The sequence below is a fragment of the Chthoniobacterales bacterium genome, assembly GCA_035274845.1.
GTDB lineage: Bacteria > Verrucomicrobiota > Verrucomicrobiia > Chthoniobacterales > UBA10450 > AV80.
This window is the reverse complement of the sequence record DATENU010000016.1, coordinates 59032-85041: the sequence shown is the minus strand read 5'-3', so window position 1 is coordinate 85041 and position 26010 is coordinate 59032. Positions and strand designations below refer to the sequence as shown.

Below are 26010 nucleotides of genomic sequence, written 5' to 3'. Positions count from 1 at the left end.
CCCCCAACGGCCTGTGGGCAGGCCGTCTCCATTTCGCCGTCTCCAATTCGCGTCTCTACGCTTTTTTCTTGAGCCGGGCCTGCAGGAAATTCATGACGGCGGACTCTTCCAACTTCAGATCGCCCCGCTTTCGTTCCAGAGTGTCGGCAGTCTTCTGTTTGAGGCCTTCGATCATCGCGCCATTTAGATAGGTTTCGAGCACGGCCGGATGGACGTAACACTTCCGGCAAACCGTCGGCGTGTTTCCGAGGATTTTGGCCACAGCCGTAATAGCGTCTTTGATGTTCTTCTTCGCCTGGGTCTTGTTTTCAAAGGCTTCCTGCGCGTTCAAGGCCATCGCGGCCAGGACGGTTCCCGCCCAGGTCCGAAAATCTTTCGCGGTAAAATCGTCGCCGGTGATGTCGCGGAGATACTCGTTCACATCCTCCGACGTGACCTTCCGCTTTTCCCCCTCTTCGTCGACGTATTGGAAAACTTCCTGCCCAGGCAGATCCTGCAGCTGCCGAATGATCTTCGCCAGCCGTCGATCGGTCACGTCGACCTCGTGCTTGATCCCGCTTTTGCCGCGAAAGCTGAACCTCAGCTTGGTGGCCGTCGCTTCCACGTGGTGACTGCGCATGGTGGTCAGGCCGAATGATTTGTTTTCCTTCGCGTATTCCTCGTTTCCAATCCGAATGAAAGTCCGTTCGAGAAGTTGGACCACGGTCGCCAGCACTTTCTCACGTGGCAGCCCGCGCCGCTTGAGGTCGCGATTTACTCGCCGCCGGATTTTCGGCAACGCCTTGCCGAAAACAACCATGCGTTCGTATTTGTTTTCATCGCGCGTTTCGCGCCAGCGCTCGTGGTAACGGTATTGCTTCCGGCCGCGCGCATCGCGGCCGGTCGCCTGGATGTGGCCGTTCGGGGCAGGGCAAATCCAGACGTCTGTGTAAGCCGGCGGAACGGCGAGACGATTCAGGCGAAGGAGGCGGGTCTCATCCCTGATTCGTTTTCCCTCGGTATCGAAGTATTCGAAGTCGTCGCCTTTGCGTTTTCGGGTGTAACCGGGCTGCTCGTCGCTGACGTAACGCAGGCCGGCTTCCTCCGCGACCGCGACCGGATCAGGCGCAACTTCGATCTCGTCGATTTTCTTCTTTTCCGCGCGCAGTTTCTTCTTCGAGGGCATCCAAGCTATACGTGCGAAAAGCGGTGCAAGGTCGCACGAATTTGGAGGGCCGAGCTCCGCGAGCCTGGGCGGCGTCACTGGCGAGGCCACGCGGCGTCGCAGAGCTCCGCCCTCCAGGCGCGCCGCCGACCTACGCGCCGTAGCTCTTCGTGAATTTCTTCCGGGATTCGCCTTCGGATTGGGGCGCTTCCGGGCTAGCCGCTTCCTCGCCCGAAGACGTCGGAGAAGGCTCCGGCGGTTCCGGTTTGGTCTCCGGCTGGGAAGTAACGCCGGACTTCTGGCCCCGCGTTTCTTGCGACACCTCGACGAACGCCATCTGCAAATTCGAGAGGGTATTTCGCAAAACCGCTCCCTCTTCGTTGGTCAGATTCCCCCGGGTTTTTTCCTGAATCATGCTCAGCTGATCGATAAACATTTTCGCCAGCTCGAGATTCACTTCGCCCTGACCCGTCTGCGGATTTGGGATCTGCCCGAGAAAAAGCGCGGCGTTCTGGGCCTGCATCATCACAAATTCGATGAAGCGCTGCGACATCTCGCCCGACTGTGTATTGGTTTGAACTTCGGCCATGCGAGGAAGATAGATGAAGCGTTGAAGAGTTAAAGCGTTGAAGCGCGGAAGCCTATCGCTCTAACGCTTCGACCCTTCAGCGCTTCAACGCCCCGGGCGGCCGCACCTGCGCCAGAACGTACGGCTGGTCCAGGAAGTACTTCGCGGCAACGCGCCGAACCTCCCCCAACGTGACCGCCTCGACGTCGCGTTCGAGCGCTTTGTAATGATCGAAACCGAGCCCGAAAAGCTCGTCGAGCGCGGCCATGTAACCAAACGAGTCGTTGCTCTGGTTCGCGATCTGTTGTTGCCCGATCAATTTCTTCTTCGCGCGCGCCAGTTCCGCCTCGGTTAACCCTTCGGTCGCCAGCTTCCGGATTTCCTCCAGCAACGCCGCTTTCACCGGCTCGATCTTTTGCGGATCGGTTCCGAGGTAAAACAGAAACAATCCCGAAACCAATCCCTGCATCTGGCTTGCGCCCACGTAATAGGCAAGGCCCATCTGCTCGCGGATCCGGACGAAAAAGCGGGAGCCGAGATCGCTGCTGGCTTCGTCGATCAGTTCCAGCGCGGCGCGGTCCGCGCTGAAAATGTCCGTTCCGCGGAATCCTGCCATCAAAACGCCTTGCGCCTTTTCTTTCAAACTTTCGACCGCCACCGTCTCCTTGAGCGGCTCCGGTTGCGGCGGCGCCGTCAAAGCGAGCTCGCCCGGTTTCATCTTGCCGAGCGCTTTTTCAAAAAGCTCACGCACCTCCGTGGCCTTTACGTTTCCAAAAACGGAGACGACCCCGTTACGCGCCACCAGAAGGCGATCGCGAAAGCCGACCAATTGTTTCCGGGTCAGCCCCGCAACGGATTCGGCCGAGCCTTTGCCGCGCAGTGCGTAGGGATGATCGCGGAAGAGCGCCTGGCGCAAAATATTGCGGGCCACGGTGGTCAGCTGCTCTTCGTCCTCCTTTATTCCCGCGAGCTGCACTTCGCGTTCCCGCTCGAGGGCGGACTCGGGCATCGTCGCGTTCAACAGGACGTCCGCCAGGATTTCCACGCCAAGTTGCAAATCCGGCTGCGTGACGTCAACCGCTACGCTGAAACTATTGTTCCCCGCGTCACTTCCGATACTGCCACCGACGGCCTCGATCGTATCGGCGATTTGCTCGGCCGTCCGGGTCTTCGTTCCCTTCAACAGCGTCTTGGCCATCAATCGCGTGATCCCGTTCGTCGCGTTCGTTTCCGCCATCAGCCCGCCGCGAAATACCGCTGCCATGGAGACAAGCGGGAGACGCGGGTCTTCGCGAACCAGAAGCCGGAGCCCGTTCGACAGCTCCACCTTCTGGATTTCGCCCGCTGCAATTGCGGTCACCCGCTCGGCCTCGCCGTGCTGGCCGGTCTTTGGATTCAGCGAGACGATCGTGAGGTTGTCGTCGACCAAATATTTCGCGGCGACGCCGCGGATGTCGCCGGAGGTGAGTCGCTGGACGGCGTCGAGATAATCGCGAGTAAAGTTCAGGTTCCGGGTCAGGAACCAATTCGAGCCGAGATCGGAGGCCTGTCCCCGCATCGTCGTGAGCGAACCGAGGTGGTGGCTCAGCGAAATCTTCTTCGCCTTGGCCAGCTCCTCGGCAGTGACGCCAGTTTCCTTTATGTCGTGGACAATTTGCAGGATGAGCGCCTGTGTCTTTGGGCGATTGGCCGGCTCAACGGTTGCGTCGATCCCGAGCAGTCCGGGGTCGCCGGGGGTATAAGAAAAAGCGGACACCCCGTAGGCCAGGCCCTCCTCTTCGCGCACCCGCCGGTAGAGGCGCGAGCTCCGGCCGTCGCCGAGAATCGTCGAGAGAATGTCCAGCGCCGGGACATCGGGATGGGTGATTTCCGGGATATGCCAGGCCAGGGAGAGACGCGTCAGCTCGGTGACAAATTCCTGGTCCACCTCGCGACGGCCGAGTTGGGACGGTTCGGCCGGAATGAAAACCGGTTGGAGCGATTTTGCGGGATACGCCTCAAAAAGCTCGCCGAGTTGCCGATACACTGCGTCTGCCTCAACATCGCCCACCACGATAAACGTGAGATTATTCGGGACGTAACGGGTCTGGTAATAACGCAGGACGTCGTCGCGGGTGAGCTGGTTGAAAACGTCGATCAACCCAATGACCGGCAGCCTGTAGGGGTGACGCTGAAACGCCGTCGCGAAAAGTAATTGTCCCGCCATCCGGTCGGGATCATCCATGCCCATGGCGAACTCGCGGCGGATCACCTCCTGCTCTTTCGCGTACTCTTCCGTGGGCAGGGTCGAATTCATCATCGCGTCGGACAAAACCTCCAGCGCCACGGGAACTCCATCCTTCGGGACATCGATCCAGTAAACCGTGCGATCGAACGAGGTGTAGGCGTTGATATAGCCGCCGGCGTCCTGGACTTTCCGGGTGATCGCGCTGGCCGGGTTTGTTTTTGTTCCCTTGAAGAGCATGTGCTCGAGGATGTGCGACAACCCCGCGCCGAGATGCTGGTTCTCATCCACGCTCCCGGTCCCGCACCACGCCTGCACGCTCGCCACCGGCGCACTGCGATCCTCCTGCACGATAATGGTTAGACCGTTGGGAAGGACACGTTTCTGCGCGGAGCTCGGCGGGAAGGTGACGCCCGGACCGGCGTCCGGTGACCCAGGGTTGAGATGAGCGCTACGCATACAAACGAACGAGAGCCCCTCAGCCGGCGCGGCTCGATTCAGGACAACTTCGGCGCAGACGCGGGAAGTCCAAGCGGAACGTCAGGATGGGAACGCTTTTGCGGTTCGAACGGTTTGACGAACGCCTCGTGGAAATCAAAGACGTTCTTGAAATCCTCGATCGAATCTTCCTCGGTCTTTCCGAAGATCCCTGCCCCGATGAGATTAAAGACCATGTGCCCGACATCCTCGCACGACCGAATTCCCCAATAGGACAACACCGTCACCACCATCGGCCCGAACTCCTTCAGCGCATACTGGCGCACTCCTTCGAGCAATTCCGGCCCGGCCACGTGCCGAACTGAAGCGCCTTTGGCCTTCTTTTGCTGCTTGGTGGTGTAATCGAGCGCGTCTCGAAGAAAAACGTAGGCCTCGCGCTGATAGCGCGGGTCGCTGGCCACAATCGAATCGAGAGCTTCCGCGAATCCTATTTTTTGCATGTTATCCCGCCCGTTTTACCGAGGGCACCCATCATATGCAATAACGCTCCTGCGAGCAACTCTTGCGCGCAGGAAACTGAAATCGCGTCCGGACGAGGCGCGCCGGATGCCGGACGATTCATTCTTGAAAGTAAGAGCGTTCCTGTTAAAAACGCCCGCATACCCCCATGGCAGACATGGACCCCATCCTGGACCTGCTTAACGAGCGCCCCCGCGAGGACTGGTCCTGGAATTTCGACCCGGCCGCCGAAGGTGAAAGCGCGCTCAATGCCGTGGCCTTGTGCAATGCGGCGGTGCTGACCTATTCAGCGCAAACGGATGTAGAACGCTTTCTGGCCAAATGGGGGTTTGAGGAGCCGCGCATTTTTTGCGGGTTCCTGACGCAGGGATTTGTCGCTCGGCGCGGTGATATCATAGTCCTGGCTTTTCGGGGCACCGAACCGATCAACGCCGACGATTGGCTGTCCAACCTGAAGGTTCATCAACGCGTCCTGACGGGTGAGGAAGCGGTCGCGGAGGTCCCGGGACGGGTTCATGGCGGATTCGCCAATGGCCTCGGCGAAGTCGCCAAGGCGATGCGAGACGCTGTCGTGGAACTCGCTCGCGGTGAGGAGACGCGGTTATTCGTCACGGGCCACAGTCTTGGCGGTGCGCTCGCGGTGCTGGCTGCCGCGCTCTTCCATTTCGGTTATCGGCGAAAAATCGCCGGCGTGTTTACATATGGACAGCCCCGGGTGGGCGACCCGGCATTTTCAACCGCGTTCGATCAAGCGCTGGGAGCGGTCACGTTCCGTTATGTAAATGATCTCGATTTGGTTCCCCACGTTCCATCTACTCGCCTCGTCGCCAAGCCAATGGTGCAGGCGCCGCGAACGCTGCACGACTTTCTTCGCAAGGCCAGGGACCTGCCGCGAGAGATTCACGCTGCCCTCGACGCCGTCATCGAAGGCGAACGGTTCTCTCACGTGGGACAGCTTTTGCTTTTCCGGCGAGATGGCTCCATCACGAGCGATGAGCAAGAATGGCAGAACCGCGAGGCAGTTTACTCGGGCACGCTCTCGGAGTTGCTCAGGACCTTCCCAGGTTTGGTGCGCGCCCAGCTCGGCCAACTCCTCCGCACCCAGAACCGGATTCTTGATCACGACCCGGTCCACGGTTACCTGCCGAAGCTCGAAGCGCGGCTGCGTTGATTTTTCGCAAACCCGGCGCGGGGCTTTCGGAATGTGACAACGTGCCCGGCTTTGTGTTGATTCTATTCCGCCATGGCTTCGGTCAGATTTCACGGAACCACCCTCAAGCGCCGGGAGTCGAATGGGTTCACCCTTAAGGAAATCCGGCATCCGGCGGAGGTATTCATTCCGAAACATTCGCACGCCAACGCGCACGTCGGGTTCATCCTGAGCGGCGGATTCACGGAGACATTTACCCGCAAGACGCTGGAGTGCCGGCCCCTCAGTGTCTCCTACATCGCGCCCGGCCTGCCCCATACCGATGACTTCCGGCACGGCGTGCATTGCCTCGTTGTGGAAATCAGTCCCGCACGACTCGAGCGGATGCGCGACCTCGCGGCCTTGCGGGAACCGGTTTTTGTCCATGGCGGCCGGGCGGCGTGGCTCACCCTACGGATGTATGGCGAAGCGCTGCGCACCGACGCCGCATCGTCGTTGGCAGTCGAGGCTCTCGCGTTGGAGATCCTGGCGGAGCTCGCGCGGCTCAACACCGGCCCTGCCCAACCAAAGCCACCGCGCTGGCTCAGTCAGGCGCGCGAACTTCTGCATGCCCGACGTTGCGAGAACCTGACCCACGACGAAGTAGCGAGAGATGTAGGCGTGCATCCGGTTTATCTCGCGACGCTTTTCCGCCGCTGTTTCCGATGCACCATCGGCGAATACGTTCGCCGCTTGAGGGTCGAATTCGCCGCCGGCGAAATCGCCAGCTCCAACCGCTCCCTGTGCGAAATCGGATTGGCCGCCGGCTTTTCCGATCAAAGTCATTTCTCGAAAGTGTTCAAGCACCAGACCGGCATGAGTCCGGGTCTTTTCCGGGCCAACCTTCCCGGACGCCGCCGGGCCCCGTACCTTAGACCGATACAAGACATCACCAGTCGGGGATGTTTGTCTGAACGGAAATGAAGTCCATGGTCCTCATCGCGACGCTGATCTTTGCGGGGACGCTGGCCGCGCAGGTAAGCAAGGATCCGAAGTATCCACCGACGTTGAGCGGCGGAGCGCCCTGCGGCTCGTGCAAGGAGCCGAAAGAGCTGTCGTGGAAAACCGTGATCCCGCCGGAGAACGAGCCCGGTGAGCCGCTCGTGATCACCGGCAAAGTTTTTCAGCACGATGGAAAGACCCCGGCCCAGGGAATGGTGCTCTGGGTTTATCACACCGACCGAACCGGTTATTACAACGACAAAGACGACGCGAGCCATCCCCGGCTGAATGGCTGGATGAAAATCGGCGCGGACGGGAAATACGAGTTCCGGACGATCCGGCCCGGGGCCTATCCGCACCGGTCGACTCCGGCGCACATTCACGCCCACGTATACGGGCCGGGATTCTCGGAGCGTTCGATCGAAGATTACTGGTTCAAGGACGATCCGCGGATCAACGAGAAAGAGCTGAAGAACGCCAGCGACGGGACGGACCATCCGTTTGTCGTGATCGTCGAGCTGAAACGTGGAAGCGATGAAGTATGGCGGGGTGAGCGGGATATCGTCATTCCGGCAGTGAAGTAGCGAAAGCTTCAAGGAGCGGCGGTTTGAAACCGCCGAGGCTTGTTAGAGAGCGGTCCACGGCGGTGTAGACACCGCCGCTCCTTGAAGCTGCACGGAACCTCTTTGCCCAACCCCGCTCCCGGCGTTAGAATCGCGCCATGAGTTCGTTGCAGCAGGAAATCGAGCAGCGCGGCCTTCACATGTTTGATCTGGTCGACCGGAACCCGGAGTCGATCTTCAGTAAGGCCGGGTTTTACCAGCGCATGATGGCGTTTTCGATGCGCGATGAGCATTTCAAGGTGCAGATGTTCCGGTTCGTGGACGTGCTCGCGTCGCTTCGCCATTCCACCGACATCGTCCAGCATCTCGGCGAATATTTTGCGGACATGAAAAACGGCTCGGTGCCGTTCCTCCAGACCGGGATTAAAGCAGCCAAGATTTTCCCGTGGCTTACCGCGCCGGTCCTGCGCTGGAACGTCTCCGGCATGGCGCGTCAATTCATCGCCGGCCGCGACCCGGACGACGTGATGAAGACGCTCCGGAAACGGCGCGGGGAAAAGATCGGGTTCACCGTGGACCTGCTCGGCGAAGCGGTGGTGAGCGAACACGAGACGGACGAATACGCGGCCCGCTGCCTGGCTTTGGTCGAAGGCCTGTCCGCGCAAACCCAGGGCTGGCGCGATCCGCTGGGGAAAAACACCGAGTTGTTTCCGGTGGTCAACGTTTCCGTAAAAATTTCGGCCCTCTATTCGCAAATGAACCCGGCCGACCCGGAGGACGCGATCGCGCATCTCGCGCCGAAACTTCGGCCGATCCTGCGGAGGGCCCGTGAGCTGGGCGCGTTCATCAATTTCGACATGGAGAGTTACGCGCACAAAAACACCACGCTCGAACTTTTCCGGACGCTCTTCATGGAACCGGAGTTCCGCGACTGGCCGCACGCCGGGATCGTGATCCAGGCTTACCTGCGCGATGCCGAGCCGGATCTCCGGAACCTCATCGAATGGGGCCGGCAACGCGGAACACGGTTCACCGTCCGGCTCGTCAAAGGCGCCTACTGGGATTACGAAAAGATCAAGGCGGCGCAAAACGGCTGGCGGGTCCCGGTCTGGCTTCAGAAGCCGGAGAGCGACGCGAATTTCGAGGTCTGCACGCGGATCCTGCTAGAGAACGAATCGATCGTCACCTCGGCGTTCGGTTCGCACAACATCCGCAGCATTGCCCACGCGCAGGCCTACGCGCAGCAGCTTGGGATCGATAAAAGCCGGATCGAATTTCAGCTCCTTTACGGAATGGCCGGCCCGATCAAGCGGGCGCTGGTCGAGATGGGTTATCGCGTCCGCGAATATTGCCCGGTGGGCGAGCTTCTCCCCGGCATGTCGTATCTCGTCCGGCGGCTGCTCGAGAACACTTCGAACGAAGGATTTTTGAAGGCGAAGTTTTCCGACAACGCCGGGCCAGAGCAGTTGCTGCGCGATCCGCGTTCACTCGTAACGAAGGTGTCTCGACCGGCCTCACCGATGCCGGCCACAGGACGCAACGGCCAATCGCTCGACACGCCTCCGGGCGACACCTACGAGAACTCGCCTTCGGTCAATTTCGTCCACGAAAAAGCCCGCACAAAAATGCGGAGCGCCATCGAAGAGATGCGCGGAAAGCTCGGCGCGAAATATCCGATCGTGATCGACGGCAAGAAAATCTGGACCGACAATTTCATCGACTCGATCAACCCAAGCCGGCCGACGCAGGTGGTGGGCGCGGTCGCCGAAGCGACAGTCGAGCATGCCGAGCAGGCGGCGGCGGCAGCGAAGAAGGCGTTCGAGCATTGGTGCCGCGTCAGCGTCGAGCATCGCGCGGAGCTGCTGGAAAAAGTGGCGACCATCATGGATCGCCGCCGGTGGGAGCTCTGTGCCCTCGAAGTTTTCGAAGTCGGCAAACCGTGGGCGGAAGCCGACGGTGATATTCGCGAAGCGATCGATTTCCTCCTCTTCTACGCCCAACAGATGCGGCTCCGCGGCTTGCCGCGGCTCACCCAACACGTCCCCGGCGAAGAAAGTTACCAGCACTACTGGCCACGCGGCGTCGCGCTCGTCATAGCGCCCTGGAATTTCCCGGTCGCGATTCTGACCGGCATGGTCTCGGCAGCGATCGTTACCGGCAACACGGTGATCATGAAGCCCGCCGAGCAATCCGCGGTTTGCGGCGCGATGCTGATGGAAATGTTCGAGGAAGCCGGCATCCCGCCCGGCGTCCTGAATTATCTGCCCGGCAAAGGCCGTGTGATCGGCCAGCACCTGGTCGATCACAAGGACGTGCACATGATCGCGTTTACGGGCTCGCGCGAAGTCGGGCTCCGGATTTGGAAGAGCGCCGGCGAAACGCGCGAAGGCCAGTTGGAGTTGAAGCGGGTCGTTTGCGAGATGGGCGGCAAGAACGGCGTCATCGTCGATTCCGACGCCGACCTCGACGAAGCGATCGTCGATACGATTTATTCCGCGTTCGGTTACCAGGGCCAGAAATGTTCAGCCTGTTCCCGGTTAATTGTGCTCGAGGAAAATTACGACCGCGTCGTGAAGCGTTTGGTCGAAGCGGCGGCCAGTTTGCGCGTCGGCAATCCGGAAACAGCCGGGATCACGGTCGGTCCCGTGATCGACGAGACGGCGTACCGCCGGATTCTGGAGATCATTGAAGCCGGCAAAAAGGAAGCGACCCTCGCCTTCCAGGGCAAAACGCCGCCAGAAGGCTTCTTCGTGCCGCCGACGATCTTCACCGACGTCAAACCCGGATTCAGCCTCGCCTGCGAAGAAATCTTCGGACCGGTCCTGAGCGTGCTGAAAGTGCGCGATCTCGACGAAGCAATCCGGGTGGCGAACGAGACCGACTACGCGTTGACCGCCGGCTTCTTCTCCCGCAGCCCGGCGAACATCGAGCGGGTCAAAGCGGAGCTGGTTGCCGGGAACGTTTACATCAACCGTTCCTGCACGGGCGCCGTCGTCGGCCGCCATCCGTTCGGTGGATTCAAGATGTCAGGCGGCGGCACCAAAGCTGGCGGCGGCGATTACCTCCTCCAGTTCATGGTCCCGCGCGTCGTAACCGAAAACATCATGCGCCACGGTTTTGCACCGGACACCACCCCGGAATTCCGCGCGCCATTTGGGCATTTGGTCCACGAGTAAGTCCGCCGTGATAGACGGCAGAATGCAGCCTAATTTTTGTTAGATGGCTCCAGCTTTGCATCTACGTCGACGTTGACGATACACTCGTGCGCAGCGCTGGCAGCAAGCGCATTCCGGTTCCATCGGTGATTCAGCACATCACGCAATTGCATTCAGAGGGCGCGGTTCTCTACTGTTGGAGTTCGGGCGGAGCGGACTACGCGCGCGAGACCGCCGAGGAGCTTGGCCTCGCACACTGTTTCGCCGGCTTCCTCCCGAAGCCGCAAGTCATAATCGACGATCAGCAGATAGCTCAGTGGCCTGAGGTCCTCCATGTTCATCCATCTTCGTGCCGGACGCTCGACGAATACGCCGAGACGCTCCACACTTCTCGTGATGTCACGTCCGCCATCTAACCATGCGATGGAGCAAACGTGATCTGGCAACGAATGCAGCCCAACCAACTCGCGGCTTCGATGTTTAATGTAGTGAAGACATCGCGCATCCTGATCTTCCTGCTGGCGGCATCTTCGGCGTTCGGAGGCCTGAGCGGCATATCGTTCGTTTACCAGCCGCTGACCACGCTTGGGACCGACATGGAATCCAAAATCATTGTCGCGAAGGTTCCGATTATCCTCAGTGGCTCTCCGGAAGGAATGCTCACTTACATTTGTGCGCCGCACCAGTTACTGCAGCGGGGGCCTTCGATTGTCGAAGACTCAAATCTGCTTTCGCGCCTCGGTATATCCGTCAGTGGGGAGACGGCAGGGCCGGGGCGTTACACCGCGACGCTCGACCTTTCCCAAATGAAACTGACCCGGCAATACGAATTGACCGACGACGAAGTAGTCCGGGCGGCGCTTAGGTGTATCCGGAGCACGATCAACGAAGTCGGCGAAAAAGGGATCTGGAAGATCCGGATCATTGGCCGGTCGCAGGACGGCGCGAAGTGGCGCAAATACGAGACCGATTTCCGGCCGCATCCAAAACTGTAGCGGGGAGCCAATGAAAATTGGCGCCTCAATTTGGGACAAATCGCAGAGGAAAAATCACTTCGCCATCACGGATTCATTGCCGCAAGAATCTCGTCGGTGGCGGTGAAGAGCGGGCTGAGATGATCACCGCCTTCGACAGGGTGGAATCTTACAAACGCGGGAAAATTCGCAGCGACGGCCCGGCCCATTCGAACCGGAATGATGTCGTCCCTGGTGCCATGGAAAATTTCCACTCGCGGCGGCGGCGTCCGCTTCTCCAACTCCCGCAAGCAACTCAGGTTATCATAGTTCTCGCTAAGCAAATAGGACAGCGGACCGCCTACGACGAGCGCCGCTTCTTCTCGAAGATTCGTGAAGACCGCGACGAGGACAATCCTTTGCACGGAGTGCCGCGTGGCAAAATCCAACGCGACCGCAGTTCCCCAAGAATGACCGAGGACGTTCAACAAGGGTTCGAGTTTATCGACGGTGGTGTTCAAATGCGTTGCCAGTGCCGTGAGCGCGCCATCGGCAGCGGCGCGGGTCGTCGCGATCGTCGCGTAGCCTTCGCTCTTTCCGTAACCGGGATAGTCGATTAACAAAAAGGCATCACCGGGCCTGGGATCCTTCGCGATAAGGCCCGTCCAATCCAAAGCGAGAGAGCCGTTGCCGCAAAATGCGACCCAAAGGCGACTTGGCAACTGCTGACCCAAACCGCGCGGCAAATAGAAGGCAACTTGTTTTCCGGCGGCCGTGCCGAAAGAAAGCTCGGCGCCGTCGTGCGGAAGGTAACCCGCATACCGTGCGTCATAGGGACGCGGATGGTAAAGCATCGCGTGCTGGCTGAAATAGACCAAAGCGACCACAGCACACCCCAGGGCAAAAACCGCAGCCCCTATTCGCCGTAACCACCGAATGGAGCGATGCCGTTTCGGGGCGCGCTTTGCGAGTGATTCCATTCGGGCTGTTAGCGAACTACAGCTGTTCTGATGGCGCAAACCGGATTCTGATTCGATGATCCCGGAATGCTTTATGTCGTGGCCACGCCGATCGGGAACCTGGAAGACATCACGCTCCGGGCGCTGGAGGTCCTGAAATCGGTCGACCTGATCGCGGCGGAAGACACGCGGCATTCCGGAAATTTGCTGAAACATTTCGAAATCCGGAAGCCGCTGGTCAGTTTTCACGAGCATAACGAAGCGATGCGCTCCGAGGAACTGGCGGAGCGGCTGGCAGCCGGCGAAAACGTGGCATTGATCACCGACGCCGGCATGCCCGGGCTCTCAGATCCCGGCGCGCGGTTGATCCGGAAGTGCATCGAGCGCGGCCTGGCCTACACGGTGATACCCGGCGTCTCCGCGATCTTGACGGCGCTGGTGGGATCGGGGCTGGAAGCGGAAGCATTTTCTTTTCGCGGGTTCCTGCCGGTGAAGAGCGGTCAGCGCGAGCGCGAGCTGCGAGCGGCGGCCGAGAGCAGGGAAACCTCCCTGTTCTTCGAGTCGCCTTACCGAATCCTGAAAACGCTGGCGGTCTGCGTGGAATTGATGCCGGACAGACAGTTGTGCGTGGCCCGCGAGCTGACGAAAAAATTCGAGGAATTCCGGCGCGGGACGGCGGCCGAGCTCCTGGCGCATTACACTGCCCACCCGGCGAAGGGCGAGATCACGCTGGTGATCGGCGGCAGCCGAGATGCGAGATGCGGGATGCGGGATACGGGATAAAATCGCCGGGTATCGCGCCTCCGGTATCCCGCATCTCGAAGCCCGAATCCCGCATCCCGATTTCCCCTTGTCAAAGCCGCCCACCTGTGGAAGTTTGCGCGGCTTTTCCCCCGGATAACACCCGGCTTTTCGTATGGCTTACGCAATTATTAAAACAGGCGGCAGACAACATCGCGTCGCAGAGGGCGATATTATCGATGTCGATCTCCTCGAGGGAGATGCAGGCAAGGAAACCGTTTTCGGTGATGTCCTCTTTCACGGCGACGGCGACAAGCTCACCCATGGCAGTCCTCTGATCGAGGGCGCGACCGTCACTGGTGAAGTGGTCGAGCAACGCAAGGACAAGAAGGTCATCGCTTTCAAGTATCGACGCCGGAAGGGCTATCACCGGACCGTGGGCCATCGGCGCAAACTGACCCGGATCAAGATCACGGGCATCTCCCTGAGCGGAAAGACTTCGAAAGCGAAGAAGGCCAAGACCGAGGAGAAGGAGTAATCTCATGGCACATAAAAAAGGACAGGGCAGCGTCAAGAACGGCCGGGACAGCGTTAGCAAGCGCCTCGGCGTCAAGAAATTTGGCAGCGAAGCGGTTGTCGCCGGCAACATCATCATTCGGCAGCGCGGGACGAAGTTTGTGCCCGGCAAAAATGTGGGCCTGGGCCGCGATTACACCATCTTCGCTCTGGTGGATGGCCAGGTGCGTTTCGATCGGTCGGGGCGGCGGGTAAACGTCGAGCCCGCGGCCGCAAAGTAGCGTCTTTTCCCCCGATCCATTGCCGCGCCGAATTAGGCTGGTGCGCGGACGAGTCTTTGCGATACAAAAGAATTCTGCTCCATGAAATACCAGACGTTCCTTCTCTTCGGCGCGCCCGGCAGCGGTAAAGGCACCCAGGGCCGCACCCTCGGCAGCATCCCGCGCTTTTATCATTGTCCCTGCGGCGATGTTTTTCGCTCGATGGACACGCGCACAAAGGTCGGCCAGGCGTTTCTCGAATACTCCAGCAAAGGGCAACTCGTGCCGGACGATATCACCGTCCAGCTTTGGAAGGCTGCGATCGATGCCGCGGTCGAGGCGCACAAATTCAAACCGGACATCGACACCCTGATCCTGGACGGAATCCCGCGAAATGTCGCCCAGGCCAAGATCATGGACGCGCTGATTGACGTGAAGAGGATATTTCACCTTTCCTGCCCGGACCGGGATGCGCTTTTCACGCGGTTGAAAAAACGGGCGCTCAAAGACAACCGGCTCGACGACGCGAACGACGAAGTGATCAAGCGCCGTCTGGCGATCTACGAGCAGGAATCGAAACCGGTGCTCAGTTATTATTCGAAAGAGCGGATTACCTGCCTGGATGCGAGCGAACCGCCGGCGAAAGTGTTGATGCACATCCTCGAGAGTGTGAACGACGGGGAAAATGGCGCGCATGAGTCAGCAGCAGTTTGAGAATTTCACCGCCTCGAGCCTTTTCTGCGAGAAGTGCAAAACCGCCATGCCGGTGCGCGAGCGGCTCCTCCTGATTCTGCCGGACAAGGAAATCTACGATTACCTCTGCACCGGCTGCGCCTCGTCCGTAGGGCAGCGCGAAGTCACAGCCGGTGAAAAAATGATGGCGCAACGGAACTCCCCGCGGCGTCCGCGTCGCCGCGCCGCGACGCCCCAGATTCGGCTTTAACGCGCGATGCGCGTGCTGTTTATCGGGACGGGTGAGATCGGCGTGCCGGTCCTGCGGTCGTTATTGAAGTCGGATGAGCACGAATTGGTCGGCGTAGTCACCCAGCCGGATAAACCGGTGGGACGGGCCCAACGAATCGAAGCGCCGCCGATCAAGGCTGCGATCGGCGCCAGCAAAGCGCCGTTATTGCAGCCGAAGCGGATTAAGGCGGAGGATGCGATCGCGGGGATTCGTGCGCTCAAACCAGATGTGATTGTGGTGATGGCCTACGGCCAGATTCTGCCGCGCGCCGTCCTGGAGATTCCGCGAATCGCCTGCCTGAATCTGCACGCTTCGCTCCTTCCGCAGCACCGAGGCGCCGCGCCCATCCAGGCGGCGATTGTGGCGGGCGACACCGAGACCGGAATCAGCGTGATGTATATGGACGAAGGCCTGGATACGGGGGACGTCCTGCACCAAAAGCGGATTGAGATTGCGGTGGATGAGACTGGCGGCTCGCTCCATGATCGGCTGGCGGAGATTGCACCGGCGGCGCTGGAGGAAGCGCTCACCGGTCTTATGGACGGCACGGCGCCCCGCGTTCCACAGGATTCATCGCGTGCCACTTACGCCGGAAAGCTTGAACGCGAAGATGGTCGACTCGATTGGAATGAGTCCGCAGTGCTGCTGGAGCGCAAAGTCCGCGCCTTCGATCCGTGGCCCGGCGCCTTTACCGTTTTGCGCGATGATGCCGGCCGCGAGAGAAAGCTGAAAATCTTCCGGGCCCACGTTGACGCGGGCGAAACGCAAAGCCCGCTTTCGTTCCGAGCCGGCGACGGTTTCCTGGCGCTCGACGAAGTCCAGCTCGAAGGAAAACGCCGGATGAAGGCGACAGAGTTTCTGCGGGGCTATCCCGGGCCGATTCGCCTCGCCTAACGGGGCGATTCATTTTACTTCCCAATCCTCCGGCATTCTGTTGATCATTGCCGGCCATGCCCACCGAAACTTCCGAGCCCGTCTACAAGCGGATCGTCCTCAAATTGAGCGGCGAAGCGCTTCGCGAACGTGGCGCCAAGGAAAATATTTCACCGCAGATCGTGCGGGAAATCGCGGAGCGCATTAAGGAAGTAAAGGCGCTTGGGGTGCAGACCTCGGTCGTGATCGGCGGCGGCAATATTTGGCGCGGCTTGTCGGCCGCGCACCGCGGGATGGATCGCACCACCGCCGATTACATGGGAATGCTGGCGACCGTGATCAACGGCCTGGCGCTGAAGAGCGCGCTCACCCAGATCGGCGTCGAGACCCGGGTGCAAACGGCCATCGAAATGAAAAACGTGGCCGAACCTTTTATTCTCGGCCGTGCCATTCGCCATCTGGAGCTCGGCCGCGTGGTCATTTTCGTCGCCGGCACCGGGAACCCCTATTTCTCCACCGACACCACCGCCGCGCTTCGAGCCAGCGAGATTCGGGCCGACATTATCCTGAAAGCCACCAAGGTGGATGGGGTTTACGATCGGGATCCGGCCAAAGATCCGGACGCACAACGCTTCGACCGCATCACCTTTTCCGAGGCGCTCACCAAACGGCTCCAGGTCATGGACTCGACCGCCTTTAGTCTTTGCATGGACAACCGGATCCCGATCGCTGTGTTCGACATGAATAACCCAAGCAACTTTACCGACATCGTTCTCGGCAAAAAGATCGGAACGATGGTCTCGGAATAAGGATTGGATTGCCGATTACTGATTGCTGATTAAGAGTCGATTGAAATGACCGCTGAAGAAATCTTGTTCGACGCCGAAGTATCGATGGAGAAAAGCGTCGATTACATGGTGCACGAGTTCTCCGCCGTGCGCACCGGAAAGGCATCGCCGGCGCTGGTTGAGAACGTGGATGTGGAAGCGTATGGCTCCGCCATGAAATTGAAGCAGCTCGCTCTCATCACGACGCCGGAACCGCGCCTGCTGGTGGTGCAACCGTTCGACGCCGGAACCGTCCGAGACATCGAGAAGGCCCTCAAGGAATCCAAGATCGGGATCACGCCGCAGGTGGATGGAAAGATTATCCGCCTTCCGATCCCCGAGCTTTCCGAGGAGCGGCGGAAAGACCTGGTGAAATCATTGCGGCAGATGGCGGAGGAAGCACGGGTGCGAGTCCGGGCGAACCGCCGCACCGCCGTGGATGAAGCCAGGAAAATGCAGAAAGCCAGCGAGCTGACCGAAGACGGCCTGCACGATCTGGAAGCCGACGTGCAAAAACTTACCGACAAATCGGTCAAAGAGATCGACGAACACCTCGAGCGCAAAGAAGCCGAGGTCATGAAGATTTAGTTGTAGCGACGGCGCTCTGTGGCCGTGCCACGCCTTCGTACGGCGACAGAGCGCCGTCGCTACAGCGCAAGCGAGAAGCGAAGTTTCAGAGCCTGACCAGATCGAGCAAAAACTGGCACCAGAGATACACCATACCGCGCCAGGAGTATTTCACTTCCCCGTCGGGCGTGGACTTGAGCACCCCTTTCTCGAGGTTGTGGGCGATCTGATCGCGCAAATCGTTCTCGACTTCCGACTGGATGCGCTCTTCATCCAGCGGATCGATCACGCTCGTTTCCACGCGGTTTAGCCGCAGGAATTCCTTATGGCTTTGGTAAAGCTGCCAGAACGACTGGTCCGGCCGTTGCCGGTTGATTTTGAAGTGCGGCGTCAGTTTCAGCCCGTACGAGAGCGGATAATTCCAGGTCGTCCAAATGATGCCACCTCTGGCCCGCGAGGAAATGCGGAGGTAATAGAATGAGAGATCGTTTTGCTCGTTCAGGCAGATCGTCGCCTGCGACCGGTCTTCCTCCTTGTAAAAAAGCCGAAAGAATTGCCGGTAATCTTCCCAATCCCAGCCGGCGTCGTTGATGTGGATAAAACCTTCGTTTTGAATCTCGGCCGTAATCTCCGCGAGGGTTGGGAACACCTCGGCGGAAGGCGGGCTCTTCGGGCGCAACGCTTTTTCCTTCGGCAATCGGAGCGCCCGGATGCGGGTCAGGATTTCCAGCCACGGCAGGAAGAGCCACGCCAGCGCCGCGGCCAGGCCCGCGATCCAATTCCCAGAAAGAAAATAGACCGCGAGGAAAGTGGAAACCAGAATCCCGACCGCGCCGGCCTTTTGCGCAAAGGCGGTCTGGTAGCTGCGTAAGGCGACGCTGAGCACCGCAACGCCGAGCGTAAGAAAAAGGCCAAACAGCATTAAGGCTCGATTCGGTGCTTGTTGAGAAACGCTTCCAGCTGGTCGGTATCGAAATTGGCAAGCACTTCATCGCCCGCGACGAGCGTGGGCACGTAGGTCTGGTCGGAAAGCTCGCGCATCTCTTCATAAGCAGCGCGGTCCCGGCCGACATCGATCTCCGTGAACTGGTAGCCTTTCTCGGTCAGATATTCCTTCGCGTCGATGCACCAGGAACACCAGGCCCGGCTATAGAGAGTGATATCGGTCACGGCATCGGAATAAACCCGACCCGTTTCTCCGCGTCAACCGTGTAACCGGCCCCTAGCCGATCGCCAGCCCGAGGGTGTAGCCGGGGATGCCGAGCGCCAATTCCCCAGAACGTGTGACGCGTCCTGTCCCGTCCACGGCATAAATCAAGATGCGGCGCTTTCGCTGCTCGATTGCGTAGAGGAATTTGCCGCCGGGCCCCAGGATAAGATCCCGCAACACCGGGCCCTTCACATCTGTAACGTCGAGACTCTGAATTTGATCGAGTCGATTCCCCGAGACGTCAAACACGAGCAGGGAAAGAAGGTTGGCGACATAGAGTCTCTTCCCGTTCGACGACAGGGCCGTCCAGCACGCGTTCCCGGGCGTCGTCGCCCTCGCTTTTTCCGTGATGCGTCCGGAGTCGATGTCCACGTCGAGGCGGACGACCGAGCCTGTGCCGGTAGCATTGGTCATGAAGAGCGTTTTGCCGTCCGAGTTCCACACGGATCCAAAACCGAATCCACTGTCGGCAATGGCGAAGGGACTCGTTTCGAACTCCGTCAATGTCGGTCCGGCAGTGCCGCGCTTAATTCGATAGCAGTGCAGTAAACTGCGGCGAGTTCGCACGGAGGGAACCGCGAGGATCGTTCCCTGAGGATTCACGATCGCTTGGGTTGGCGACTCTCCGCGTGCGAACGGGAAGCTGCTCCTTTCAAGAAAGCGGACGCCCGACCCTTTCACTGCGAAAACGGCGAGATTTGGCTCGGCCCTCCCCCCTGAACTCCGAATATGCTGATTGACGACATAGAGGATGCCGTCGCTCACGCAAACGCTGCACGGGCTAACCCCGTGCGACTCGATCGGGCGGTCGTTTGCCCGCGTCAGCGTGCCGTCCGATTGCTTCCGAAAAATCGCGAACGAGCTGCTGCCGAAATCAACCGCGTAAAGCAGATCGTGATCGATCCAGGCGCCATTCTGGCTCTGTGACGATCGCGAACCTTTGCCGCCGGTGACAAATGGCGAGCCGGGGACAAACCGCAAATCACCGGTATCCTGAATTTCCATTCCGATGACGGAATTGCCGCTTTGCCGATTGCTTATCGTGTAGAGAAATTTGCTCATCTTGGGTGGTCCCCCGGGGTGTGGGTTATTGCGTGGAAGGGGCGCAAGGCACAATTTAGCACCCGGAAAATCCGGCACCAAGCCAAATCTGTGTAGAACAGGCTGCTGTGTTCAGCGACGCGGGTTTTTACGGCGCGCTAATAAGCCTTGGCCCAAAACACCCGGCGTGGGCTGGGGTTTCCAGTGAAGGGACAGGTGCCGGCTTGAGATGGTTTGGCGGGGTCGTCGAACGGAATGCAGCGGATCGTGACCTTCAGGTCGGCCTTGATCTTTTCCTCCACCTGCCGCGAGCCATCCCAGTGGGTCAGCGCAAACCCACCGTGAATCTCCGGTTTGGCGGGATTTTTGGCGGTAAAGAATTCGTAGAATTCTTCCTTCGAATCGATCAGACGGGTGTTGCTTTCCCGAAACTGTTTTGCCCGCTCAAAAAGATTCTGCTGAATTGACTCCAGGATTTCGACGGCGCGGCTGACAAACTCTGACGACGCTATGAACTCCTTGGCCTTTACCGGCTGATCGCGGCGGCTCACTGCGACGTTGCCCGACTCCAAATCGCGAGGGCCTAATTCCACTCGCAACGGCACCCCTTTCTTGATCCACTCCCAGTTCTTGAGTCCTCCCCCGAGATCTCGTTTATCGACTTCCACTTCCAGCGGCGCCCCATAAAACGCCAGTTTGCGCAGCTCGAGGGCAAGTTTGTCGGCCGCCTCGAGAACGCGGTCGCGAGTATCCTCTTTCGGAGTGATCGGCAGAATAATGATCTGGGTGGGCGCGATTCTCGGCGGCAGGACGAGGCCGTCGTCATCGCCGTGCGCCATGATCAGGGTGCCGATGAGTCGCGTGGTCATTCCCCAGCTCGTTGTCCATCCGTACTCCTGCGTGCCCGTGCGCGAGTGGAACTGAATTCCGCTGGCCCGGGCAAAGTTCTGGCCGAGGAAATGGGAGGTGCCGGCCTGGATGGCTTTACGATCCTGGACCATCGCCTCGATGCAAAGAGTCTGGACCGCGCCCGGGAAACGTTCGCTCTCCGATTTCTCCCCGCCAAAGACCGGGATGGCCAGATGATCGCGCACGAACGTTTCATAAACGCCCAGCATCTGTTTCGTCTCCGCGCGAGCCTCAGCTTCTGTCTCGTGGACGGTGTGCCCCTCCTGCCAGAGGAACTCGGTCGTGCGCAAGAAAATGCGAGGCCGCATTTCCCAGCGGACAATGTTGCACCACTGATTGAGGAGAATGGGAAGATCGCGGTAGCTTTGGACCCACTTCGCGTAGCTCGCGCCGATGATGGTTTCCGAGGTCGGCCTGACCACCAGCGGTTCGGTGAGCGGACTGCCCGGCACCATCTTTCCTTCCGCGTTCACCTCCAGCCGGCTGTGGGTGACGACAGCGCATTCCTTCGCGAAGCCTTCCACGTGCGCGGCTTCCCTCTCAAAGTAACTCAACGGAATGAAGAGCGGAAAATAAGCGTTGCGATGCCCGGTCGCCTTGAACATCGCGTCGAGCTGGCCCTGGATGTTTTCCCAAATGCCGTAACCCCAGGGCCGAATGACCATGGAGCCCCGCACATCGGAAGATTCGGCCATCTCGGCGGCGCGAATGACCTGTTGGTACCACTCTGGGAAATCCTCATCGCGCCGGGGCGTGATGGCGGTTTTGGCGGCTGTTGTTGGATTGGCCATGAGCGAAACCGCCAAAATTACTCTTGCGCAATGAAATGACCAGCGGCCATTTCCAGGGTAGGCGCAACTTTTCCGTGGCGCCGGGTTATACTACTACCAACAAATGAAAGCGAAATTGACCTTCCTGCTCGTTCCCACTTTGGCTCTCACGCTGCAATTCGCCTCGTCGATTGGAGCGCAGCCCCCGCCGGGAGACAGACCGTTCCGGCCTTTTCAAAATGAGCGCCGGGCGCGGTTTGCAAATTTGAGTGAGGAAGAACGGACCAAGCTCAGGGCCGCGCATCAAAAAGCCATGGAAGATCCGGCTGTTCGTGCGGCCCAGGAAAAACTGCGGCAAGCCCGGCGCGAGTTTCGGCAGTTAATGCGCCCGGCAATGTTAAAAGCGGACCCGTCGATCCAGGGGATTCTCGATAAGTTGCGCCCCGAACGCCCAGGCCGCGACGACGGACCGTTCTAACAGCCGCCTAGAAATTGCGGGCCACGAGCGTGTCGATGGACTCCTGTCCCCGTTCTGCGTAGGCCCCCGCGAAATCCATGCTGCAAACCGTGCCGAACCGGGCGTGCCGGCCAAAAGCGGCGCCCGCATAGCCAAAGCCGGCGTTGAAAATATTCTGGCGATGTTTCCGCGCGGGCAATCCATCGTCGATGATCAGGGCCAGGACCACGTCGCGCGCGGATGATTTCCCGTAGGAAACATTTTCACCCCAGGCGCCGCTCCACCTTCCGTAGCGAGCGATTCGCTGGCCCGCGTGGCTTCCATTTTTTCCTTCGTGACCGAATCCGCCGTTAGCCTGGTCCGCACAATGGTCGGCTGCTGCCCGGGACATTCCGGGCGAAAACACAAAAGCTGGGAGCGGTTGCGAATTCTCTAAAAAGCGGATCGCCTCATCCAGGGCGCGCGTGCCTTCCTTGGTCCGGATCCGAGTGCCTCCGGGGAGAACCATGGCATTGCCGGTCATTCGGCTGCGCAAGTCTCGGATAAACCCGGCATAGAGCGCCGGATTCTGGCGGGCAAGATTCATCTCCCGAATGACGGCCCGCGCGGAGTCGTTTCCGCCCCCTTGTTCATCCTGCGAAGCAACGACAGAAAGGGCGAGAACCAGGAGCAAGGCGGCGGAACAGAGCGAGGTGCGCATTATAATAATTATAAGCAGCTCGGGTGCCAGCCCTCTCGCGCCTCCCCCCGCACGCTCGGTCCGCCAGCCCCGGAACAAGCAGTTGACACCCACCCGCCTCGCTCGTAATTTCCGGGCCTTTTCCGCTCCGATGAAGACGTTTTCCGCAAAAGCCAACGAAGTCCCGCGCAAGTGGTGGATCATTGACGCCAATAACCAGGTGCTCGGCCAGGTCGCCGTAAAAGCGGCCAATCTCCTCCGCGGCAAAGAAAAGCCGATCTACACTCCGCACGTGGATACCGGCGATTTCGTGGTCGTGATCAATGCCGAAAAAGTGCGGCTGACCGGCAAGAAAGAAGACCAGAAGAGCTTCATGAGTTTTTCGGGCTTCGTCGGTGGCCATAAATCCGAGAACGCCAAGGCGCGCCGCGCTCGTCATCCGGAATTGCTCGTCGAGCGAGCGATCCGCGGCATGATTCCGCACAACAAACTCGGCCGCGCGGTTTATCGAAAATTGAAAGTTTATCGGGGCGATTTGCATCCTCATTCGGCCCAGCAGCCCGCCGCGGTATCGTTCTCATAAAGGTTTTTTCCCATGGCACAAAATCAGGAATTTATCGCCACCGGGCGCCGCAAAACGTCGGTCGCTCGCATTCGGATGACGGCTGGCACCGGCAAAATCGACATCAACGGGAAAAGCTTTGAAGATTACTTCCCGACCGTCCCGCTCCAGAACACCGTCCTGCAACCGTTGCAGGTGGTGAAGCTGACCAATTCCTACGATCTTTCGATCAACACGACGGGCGGAGGCGCTACCGGCCAGGCTGGGGCGGCCCGTCTCGCTATCTCGCGGGCTCTTTTGCTCGTGGACGCCAATCTTCGCGGGACGCTAAAAGCCGAGGGATTGCTGCGACGCGATCCGCGGATGAAAGAGCGCAAGAAGTCGGGTCAGCCCGGCGCGCGGAAGCGTTTCCAATTCTCGAAGCGCTAATTCAGGGAGCGTTAACCCAGCCGCTGGGCGTGGCCGTTGAGCGCGCTTCAAAGCCGCATATGGGTGGATCGAACGCTCCGTCGCTCGATCAATTCGACTTTCTACGGCTTCTTCGGAGGCGCTGACGGAACGGGACCTTGCGGAGCTGGTGGGGCCGCCGCTGAGGGAGCCGGAGCCGGAACTACCGCCGTCACTGGCGGAGCCGCAGGACCAGGCTGGATCGACGGCTTAGGCTCCGTCCCGCCCTTGAGCATGCGCAGCTGCCGCTGGACTTCACCGGCAAGGCGGCTCTCCCGATACTGCGTCAGGATCGTTTCACAAACGCGGCGCGCTTCTTCGATCTGGTTCTTTTCCTTGAGGAGATGGATTTCGGAATACAATGCGACCGGCGCGGTAAAGGAATGCGGATCGCTGGCCGCCAGCCGCTGATAGACCGTCAGGGCCTCATCTTTTTTCCCCAAGTCCTCGAGATTGGCGCCCATGGCCAGGCGGGCCGTCCCCGTCATTTCATGCTTGGGATATTTATCCAGGAAAGCCTGGAGAGTCGCGTTCGCTTCCGTGAATTTCTTCTCTTTCCGTTGGGCCTCGGCCAGCAGAAGATGGGCGGACCCAGCCGCGGTCGTCCCAGGATAATCGTTAATGACTTTCTGAAGCTCGGCGGGCGTCTTGGCGCTGGCCAGCGAACTGGCGGCCGCCGTATCGTGGCGATAGGTATAATAGCGGTATCCCGCGAAAGCCGCGACCGCCAGAAGCGCGAAAAGGAGCGCTCCAAGCACCCCCCGCTTGTAACGGTCCCAGAAAATCTGGCGCTCCAGCACGGGATCAGAAGTTGTAACAGTCGACATTGTTTGAGATTCCAGGGCATCGCCCGGCCGGGTCTGGCGCGCGAGGCTTGGTCTTATGCCACGCGAAGGTTTCCCGCGCAAGCGCCAGGACCCTAACGAGGGCGTTTTTTCCTGCGGGCCGCCGGCAGCCGGAGCCTCGAGGAGGGTCGGGTGTCGGCCTTCAGGAATTTCCGCATCAAGGTCAGCGCCTCACGGTTTTCCTTCGCCGAGTTCGAGGCCGTGCAGTCGGAGGGAATAATCAGGTCGTAGTCGCGCATGTAAGCGTCGTTCGCGGTAAAGAGAACGCAGAAATTCCCGGCGATGCCGGTAATGATCAGCTTTTGCGACCCCAGATAACGCAGGAGCGTTTCCAGGGTGGTGGAAAAAAAACCGGAGTGCTTCGGCTTGAGCACAAAGTAATCGTCCTCATCCGGTTGCAGCAACGCGACGATTTCGTGGCCCCGGGATTTTTCCCGGAGGCAATGCCGCACCTGCCGGCGGAAATCGGACTGCCAGCGCCCGAAATTATCGTTCACATAGATTACCGGGATGCCCGCTTTCTTCGCACGCTTCTTGAGCTGGAGGAGCTTTCGCGCCATCGGCCGGGCATACCGCAGCAACTGGTTCGCCTCCGGAAAATCGAGGTCGTTGATGACGTCGATCAGGAGGAGTGCGACCTCGGATTTATCCGGGGCGCTCCCGTGCAGATCTGAATTCCTTGCCGGCATCGGTTCGGTTGGGAAGGGTTGTTCTCGACCAGTCTCGAGACGGCGTCCGATCCGGGTTTGACTCTGCTCCGCCTATCTTTTCTTTTTGCCGCCGGACTTTGCGCCGCCTTTTTTGCCTCCTTTTCGGGCCGGCGCCTTGCTGCTCTTTTTTCCGCGGCCCGATCCGCTCTTTTTGCCGCCCTTGTCTTCCTTATTCACGGTCGCCCAGGCGCGCTTCTCCGCCTCTTTCTTTGAAACACCGCGTTTCTCGTAGCCCTCCTCGATATGCTCGGCCTTTCGCTTCTGTTTTGACGTGTAAGCTCCCTTGTCTCCTCGTGGCATAAATACCTCCCGGTTCGGTTATTGGTTCACTACAGAAACGCATTTGTCGCGCTTCGCGGATTTATCGGTAACCAGCACCCCGGATTGATACGCGCGATTCGCCCGGCATCAGCGAACCGTTTTTATGAACGCGCTTCAGGATTTTTTCATAATGCTTCTCGGCGCGGACGGCAAAGCCACGGAGCTCACGCTGCTCCAAATTGCCCTCCGCGGATTTATCATCTTTATCGCCGGACTCGCCATTGTCCGCATCGGCGATCGGCGCTCCCTCGCGGAAAAAACGGCTTTCGACGCGATCTTTATCGTCCTGGTCGGTTCGATGTTGTCCCGCGCCATCAACGGCACCGCGCCCTTCTTTACCACCATCGGCGCCGCGGTCGCGCTGATGATCATTCATCGCGTTTTCGCCTTCGGCGCCTTCAAGTCACATTGGTTCGGCAAATTGATCAAAGGGCAACCGGTCACCCTGCTCCGGAATGGCGAAATCGATTGGAAGGAAATGGAACGCAGCCTCGTCTCCCGGCATGACTTCGAGGAAGACTTGCGGCTCGACGCCAAGACCGAAGACGCCGCGGCGATCCGAGTCGCGCGCCTCGAACGCAGCGGCGACATCAGCTTCATCAAGAACTGAGGAGCGCACGCGCCGTCTGCAAATTCTCTGAGTCGAGGGTTGGGCGC

The 26010-nt window shown here is 59.6% G+C and carries 31 protein-coding genes; 17 read left to right on the top strand and 14 right to left on the bottom strand.

Features of this window, described 5'->3' with window-relative positions; all coding sequences use genetic code 11:
* Nucleotides 1-55: 55 nt before the first annotated feature.
* From VJU77_11740 to VJU77_11725, 4 genes are all read right to left on the bottom strand, one after another.
* Nucleotides 56-1165, bottom strand: a complete 1110-nt coding sequence (locus VJU77_11740) for a DNA topoisomerase IB (GenBank protein HKP04014.1) — start codon at nt 1163-1165, stop codon at nt 56-58.
* Nucleotides 1166-1295: 130 nt separating this feature from the next.
* On the bottom strand, nt 1296-1733 hold the full coding sequence (locus tag VJU77_11735; GenBank protein HKP04013.1) for a DUF1844 domain-containing protein: 438 nt from the start codon (nt 1731-1733) through the stop codon (nt 1296-1298).
* Nucleotides 1734-1809: 76 nt separating this feature from the next.
* Nucleotides 1810-4395 carry a pitrilysin family protein gene (locus VJU77_11730; GenBank protein ID HKP04012.1) on the bottom strand — a complete coding sequence of 862 codons (2586 nt, stop codon included), beginning with the start codon at nt 4393-4395 and terminating at the stop codon, nt 1810-1812.
* A gap of 38 nt (nt 4396-4433) precedes the next feature.
* Nucleotides 4434-4874 (bottom strand): Minf_1886 family protein, encoded by a 441-nt coding sequence (locus VJU77_11725; protein HKP04011.1) that lies wholly within the window; start codon nt 4872-4874, stop codon nt 4434-4436.
* A gap of 167 nt (nt 4875-5041) precedes the next feature.
* Here VJU77_11725 and VJU77_11720 point away from each other — a divergent pair, with 167 nt between their 5' ends.
* The 4 genes from VJU77_11720 (at nt 5042) to pruA (ending at nt 10763) form a co-directional block, all read left to right on the top strand.
* Nucleotides 5042-6064, top strand: coding sequence for a lipase family protein (locus VJU77_11720; GenBank protein HKP04010.1), 1023 nt, complete (start codon nt 5042-5044; stop codon nt 6062-6064).
* A gap of 72 nt (nt 6065-6136) precedes the next feature.
* Nucleotides 6137-7006: an AraC family transcriptional regulator gene (locus VJU77_11715; protein ID HKP04009.1), complete on the top strand. Its 870-nt coding sequence runs from the start codon at nt 6137-6139 to the stop codon at nt 7004-7006.
* Nucleotides 7003-7608 (top strand): hypothetical protein, encoded by a 606-nt coding sequence (locus VJU77_11710; protein HKP04008.1) that lies wholly within the window; start codon nt 7003-7005, stop codon nt 7606-7608. Before VJU77_11715 ends, VJU77_11710 begins: the two co-directional genes overlap by 4 nt.
* 137 nt (nt 7609-7745) lie before the next feature.
* On the top strand, nt 7746-10763 hold the full coding sequence (gene pruA, locus VJU77_11705) for an L-glutamate gamma-semialdehyde dehydrogenase (GenBank protein HKP04007.1): 3018 nt from the start codon (nt 7746-7748) through the stop codon (nt 10761-10763).
* 152 nt (nt 10764-10915) lie between these two features.
* On the opposite strand, the gene VJU77_11700 is transcribed toward pruA, so the two are convergent.
* The gene (locus tag VJU77_11700) at nt 10916-11077 is read right to left on the bottom strand and encodes a hypothetical protein (protein ID HKP04006.1); all 162 of its coding nucleotides are present in this window, start codon (nt 11075-11077) and stop codon (nt 10916-10918) included.
* A gap of 114 nt (nt 11078-11191) precedes the next feature.
* Here VJU77_11700 and VJU77_11695 point away from each other — a divergent pair, with 114 nt between their 5' ends.
* Nucleotides 11192-11737, top strand: coding sequence for a hypothetical protein (locus VJU77_11695; GenBank protein ID HKP04005.1), 546 nt, complete (start codon nt 11192-11194; stop codon nt 11735-11737).
* A 65-nt stretch (nt 11738-11802) separates the two neighbouring features.
* On the opposite strand, the gene VJU77_11690 is transcribed toward VJU77_11695, so the two are convergent.
* Nucleotides 11803-12675 (bottom strand): alpha/beta fold hydrolase, encoded by an 873-nt coding sequence (locus VJU77_11690; protein HKP04004.1) that lies wholly within the window; start codon nt 12673-12675, stop codon nt 11803-11805.
* Nucleotides 12676-12741: 66 nt separating this feature from the next.
* Here VJU77_11690 and rsmI point away from each other — a divergent pair, with 66 nt between their 5' ends.
* The 8 genes from rsmI to frr all read left to right on the top strand — a co-directional run bounded on the left by rsmI (nt 12742) and on the right by frr (nt 17423).
* Nucleotides 12742-13437: a 16S rRNA (cytidine(1402)-2'-O)-methyltransferase gene (gene rsmI / locus VJU77_11685; GenBank protein HKP04003.1), complete on the top strand. Its 696-nt coding sequence runs from the start codon at nt 12742-12744 to the stop codon at nt 13435-13437.
* A gap of 133 nt (nt 13438-13570) precedes the next feature.
* Nucleotides 13571-13933: a 50S ribosomal protein L21 gene (rplU, locus tag VJU77_11680; protein HKP04002.1), complete on the top strand. Its 363-nt coding sequence runs from the start codon at nt 13571-13573 to the stop codon at nt 13931-13933.
* A gap of 4 nt (nt 13934-13937) precedes the next feature.
* On the top strand, nt 13938-14192 hold the full coding sequence (gene rpmA, locus VJU77_11675; protein ID HKP04001.1) for a 50S ribosomal protein L27: 255 nt from the start codon (nt 13938-13940) through the stop codon (nt 14190-14192).
* A gap of 81 nt (nt 14193-14273) precedes the next feature.
* Nucleotides 14274-14885, top strand: a complete 612-nt coding sequence (locus VJU77_11670) for a nucleoside monophosphate kinase (GenBank protein HKP04000.1) — start codon at nt 14274-14276, stop codon at nt 14883-14885.
* Entirely contained in the window at nt 14866-15114 is a 249-nt protein-coding gene (locus VJU77_11665; protein ID HKP03999.1) for a hypothetical protein, read from the top strand. Before VJU77_11670 ends, VJU77_11665 begins: the two co-directional genes overlap by 20 nt.
* 6 nt (nt 15115-15120) lie before the next feature.
* A complete protein-coding gene (gene fmt, locus VJU77_11660; protein ID HKP03998.1) occupies nt 15121-16029 on the top strand; it encodes a methionyl-tRNA formyltransferase in 909 nt (302 codons plus the stop codon).
* A gap of 56 nt (nt 16030-16085) precedes the next feature.
* Nucleotides 16086-16817 (top strand): UMP kinase, encoded by a 732-nt coding sequence (pyrH, locus tag VJU77_11655; GenBank protein ID HKP03997.1) that lies wholly within the window; start codon nt 16086-16088, stop codon nt 16815-16817.
* Nucleotides 16818-16862: 45 nt separating this feature from the next.
* Nucleotides 16863-17423 (top strand): ribosome recycling factor, encoded by a 561-nt coding sequence (frr, locus tag VJU77_11650; GenBank protein HKP03996.1) that lies wholly within the window; start codon nt 16863-16865, stop codon nt 17421-17423.
* An 85-nt stretch (nt 17424-17508) separates the two neighbouring features.
* Here the strand turns inward: frr and VJU77_11645 are convergent, their stop codons facing one another.
* From VJU77_11645 to proS, 4 genes are all read right to left on the bottom strand, one after another.
* A complete protein-coding gene (locus VJU77_11645; GenBank protein HKP03995.1) occupies nt 17509-18324 on the bottom strand; it encodes a hypothetical protein in 816 nt (271 codons plus the stop codon).
* The gene (locus VJU77_11640) at nt 18324-18572 is read right to left on the bottom strand and encodes a glutaredoxin domain-containing protein (GenBank protein HKP03994.1); all 249 of its coding nucleotides are present in this window, start codon (nt 18570-18572) and stop codon (nt 18324-18326) included. The genes VJU77_11645 and VJU77_11640 overlap by 1 nt, the downstream gene beginning before the upstream one ends.
* A gap of 52 nt (nt 18573-18624) precedes the next feature.
* Nucleotides 18625-19674, bottom strand: coding sequence for a hypothetical protein (locus tag VJU77_11635; protein ID HKP03993.1), 1050 nt, complete (start codon nt 19672-19674; stop codon nt 18625-18627).
* A gap of 137 nt (nt 19675-19811) precedes the next feature.
* Nucleotides 19812-21353, bottom strand: a complete 1542-nt coding sequence (gene proS / locus VJU77_11630; protein ID HKP03992.1) for a proline--tRNA ligase — start codon at nt 21351-21353, stop codon at nt 19812-19814.
* 103 nt (nt 21354-21456) lie between these two features.
* Here proS and VJU77_11625 point away from each other — a divergent pair, with 103 nt between their 5' ends.
* Nucleotides 21457-21810, top strand: coding sequence for a hypothetical protein (locus VJU77_11625; GenBank protein ID HKP03991.1), 354 nt, complete (start codon nt 21457-21459; stop codon nt 21808-21810).
* Nucleotides 21811-21817: 7 nt separating this feature from the next.
* On the opposite strand, the gene VJU77_11620 is transcribed toward VJU77_11625, so the two are convergent.
* Nucleotides 21818-22489, bottom strand: a complete 672-nt coding sequence (locus VJU77_11620) for a CAP domain-containing protein (protein ID HKP03990.1) — start codon at nt 22487-22489, stop codon at nt 21818-21820.
* Nucleotides 22490-22619: 130 nt separating this feature from the next.
* On the opposite strand from VJU77_11620, the gene rplM reads away from it, so the two are divergent.
* Together rplM and rpsI are read left to right on the top strand one after the other, a co-directional pair.
* Nucleotides 22620-23051, top strand: coding sequence for a 50S ribosomal protein L13 (rplM, locus tag VJU77_11615; GenBank protein ID HKP03989.1), 432 nt, complete (start codon nt 22620-22622; stop codon nt 23049-23051).
* Between the two features lie 12 nt (nt 23052-23063).
* Nucleotides 23064-23459 carry a 30S ribosomal protein S9 gene (rpsI, locus tag VJU77_11610; GenBank protein HKP03988.1) on the top strand — a complete coding sequence of 132 codons (396 nt, stop codon included), beginning with the start codon at nt 23064-23066 and terminating at the stop codon, nt 23457-23459.
* Nucleotides 23460-23560: 101 nt separating this feature from the next.
* Here the strand turns inward: rpsI and VJU77_11605 are convergent, their stop codons facing one another.
* From VJU77_11605 to VJU77_11595, 3 genes are all read right to left on the bottom strand, one after another.
* Nucleotides 23561-24304, bottom strand: coding sequence for a tetratricopeptide repeat protein (locus VJU77_11605; protein ID HKP03987.1), 744 nt, complete (start codon nt 24302-24304; stop codon nt 23561-23563).
* A 92-nt stretch (nt 24305-24396) separates the two neighbouring features.
* Nucleotides 24397-25011, bottom strand: a complete 615-nt coding sequence (locus VJU77_11600) for an isochorismatase family cysteine hydrolase (protein ID HKP03986.1) — start codon at nt 25009-25011, stop codon at nt 24397-24399.
* 72 nt (nt 25012-25083) lie between these two features.
* A complete protein-coding gene (locus VJU77_11595; protein HKP03985.1) occupies nt 25084-25332 on the bottom strand; it encodes a plasmid stabilization protein in 249 nt (82 codons plus the stop codon).
* Nucleotides 25333-25456: 124 nt separating this feature from the next.
* Here VJU77_11595 and VJU77_11590 point away from each other — a divergent pair, with 124 nt between their 5' ends.
* Nucleotides 25457-25963, top strand: a complete 507-nt coding sequence (locus VJU77_11590; protein HKP03984.1) for a YetF domain-containing protein — start codon at nt 25457-25459, stop codon at nt 25961-25963.
* Nucleotides 25964-26010 lie beyond the last annotated feature (47 nt).

What these genes read in the sequence shown, in the direction of transcription:
- VJU77_11740 (HKP04014.1), bottom strand. Translation starts at nt 1,165, where the DNA reads ATGCCCTCGAAGAAGAAACTGCGCGCGGAAAAGAAGAAAATCGACGAG.
- VJU77_11735 (HKP04013.1), bottom strand. Translation starts at nt 1,733, where the DNA reads ATGGCCGAAGTTCAAACCAATACACAGTCGGGCGAGATGTCGCAGCGC.
- VJU77_11730 (HKP04012.1), bottom strand. Translation starts at nt 4,395, where the DNA reads ATGCGTAGCGCTCATCTCAACCCTGGGTCACCGGACGCCGGTCCGGGC.
- VJU77_11725 (HKP04011.1), bottom strand. Translation starts at nt 4,874, where the DNA reads ATGCAAAAAATAGGATTCGCGGAAGCTCTCGATTCGATTGTGGCCAGC.
- VJU77_11720 (HKP04010.1), top strand. Translation starts at nt 5,042, where the DNA reads ATGGCAGACATGGACCCCATCCTGGACCTGCTTAACGAGCGCCCCCGC.
- VJU77_11715 (HKP04009.1), top strand. Translation starts at nt 6,137, where the DNA reads ATGGCTTCGGTCAGATTTCACGGAACCACCCTCAAGCGCCGGGAGTCG.
- VJU77_11710 (HKP04008.1), top strand. Translation starts at nt 7,003, where the DNA reads ATGAAGTCCATGGTCCTCATCGCGACGCTGATCTTTGCGGGGACGCTG.
- pruA (HKP04007.1), top strand. Translation starts at nt 7,746, where the DNA reads ATGAGTTCGTTGCAGCAGGAAATCGAGCAGCGCGGCCTTCACATGTTT.
- VJU77_11700 (HKP04006.1), bottom strand. Translation starts at nt 11,077, where the DNA reads ATGGAGGACCTCAGGCCACTGAGCTATCTGCTGATCGTCGATTATGAC.
- VJU77_11695 (HKP04005.1), top strand. Translation starts at nt 11,192, where the DNA reads ATGCAGCCCAACCAACTCGCGGCTTCGATGTTTAATGTAGTGAAGACA.
- VJU77_11690 (HKP04004.1), bottom strand. Translation starts at nt 12,675, where the DNA reads ATGGAATCACTCGCAAAGCGCGCCCCGAAACGGCATCGCTCCATTCGG.
- rsmI (HKP04003.1), top strand. Translation starts at nt 12,742, where the DNA reads ATGCTTTATGTCGTGGCCACGCCGATCGGGAACCTGGAAGACATCACG.
- rplU (HKP04002.1), top strand. Translation starts at nt 13,571, where the DNA reads ATGGCTTACGCAATTATTAAAACAGGCGGCAGACAACATCGCGTCGCA.
- rpmA (HKP04001.1), top strand. Translation starts at nt 13,938, where the DNA reads ATGGCACATAAAAAAGGACAGGGCAGCGTCAAGAACGGCCGGGACAGC.
- VJU77_11670 (HKP04000.1), top strand. Translation starts at nt 14,274, where the DNA reads ATGAAATACCAGACGTTCCTTCTCTTCGGCGCGCCCGGCAGCGGTAAA.
- VJU77_11665 (HKP03999.1), top strand. Translation starts at nt 14,866, where the DNA reads ATGAGTCAGCAGCAGTTTGAGAATTTCACCGCCTCGAGCCTTTTCTGC.
- fmt (HKP03998.1), top strand. Translation starts at nt 15,121, where the DNA reads ATGCGCGTGCTGTTTATCGGGACGGGTGAGATCGGCGTGCCGGTCCTG.
- pyrH (HKP03997.1), top strand. Translation starts at nt 16,086, where the DNA reads ATGCCCACCGAAACTTCCGAGCCCGTCTACAAGCGGATCGTCCTCAAA.
- frr (HKP03996.1), top strand. Translation starts at nt 16,863, where the DNA reads ATGACCGCTGAAGAAATCTTGTTCGACGCCGAAGTATCGATGGAGAAA.
- VJU77_11645 (HKP03995.1), bottom strand. Translation starts at nt 18,324, where the DNA reads ATGCTGTTTGGCCTTTTTCTTACGCTCGGCGTTGCGGTGCTCAGCGTC.
- VJU77_11635 (HKP03993.1), bottom strand. Translation starts at nt 19,674, where the DNA reads ATGAGCAAATTTCTCTACACGATAAGCAATCGGCAAAGCGGCAATTCC.
- proS (HKP03992.1), bottom strand. Translation starts at nt 21,353, where the DNA reads ATGGCCAATCCAACAACAGCCGCCAAAACCGCCATCACGCCCCGGCGC.
- VJU77_11625 (HKP03991.1), top strand. Translation starts at nt 21,457, where the DNA reads ATGAAAGCGAAATTGACCTTCCTGCTCGTTCCCACTTTGGCTCTCACG.
- VJU77_11620 (HKP03990.1), bottom strand. Translation starts at nt 22,489, where the DNA reads ATGCGCACCTCGCTCTGTTCCGCCGCCTTGCTCCTGGTTCTCGCCCTT.
- rplM (HKP03989.1), top strand. Translation starts at nt 22,620, where the DNA reads ATGAAGACGTTTTCCGCAAAAGCCAACGAAGTCCCGCGCAAGTGGTGG.
- rpsI (HKP03988.1), top strand. Translation starts at nt 23,064, where the DNA reads ATGGCACAAAATCAGGAATTTATCGCCACCGGGCGCCGCAAAACGTCG.
- VJU77_11605 (HKP03987.1), bottom strand. Translation starts at nt 24,304, where the DNA reads ATGTCGACTGTTACAACTTCTGATCCCGTGCTGGAGCGCCAGATTTTC.
- VJU77_11600 (HKP03986.1), bottom strand. Translation starts at nt 25,011, where the DNA reads ATGCCGGCAAGGAATTCAGATCTGCACGGGAGCGCCCCGGATAAATCC.
- VJU77_11595 (HKP03985.1), bottom strand. Translation starts at nt 25,332, where the DNA reads ATGCCACGAGGAGACAAGGGAGCTTACACGTCAAAACAGAAGCGAAAG.
- VJU77_11590 (HKP03984.1), top strand. Translation starts at nt 25,457, where the DNA reads ATGAACGCGCTTCAGGATTTTTTCATAATGCTTCTCGGCGCGGACGGC.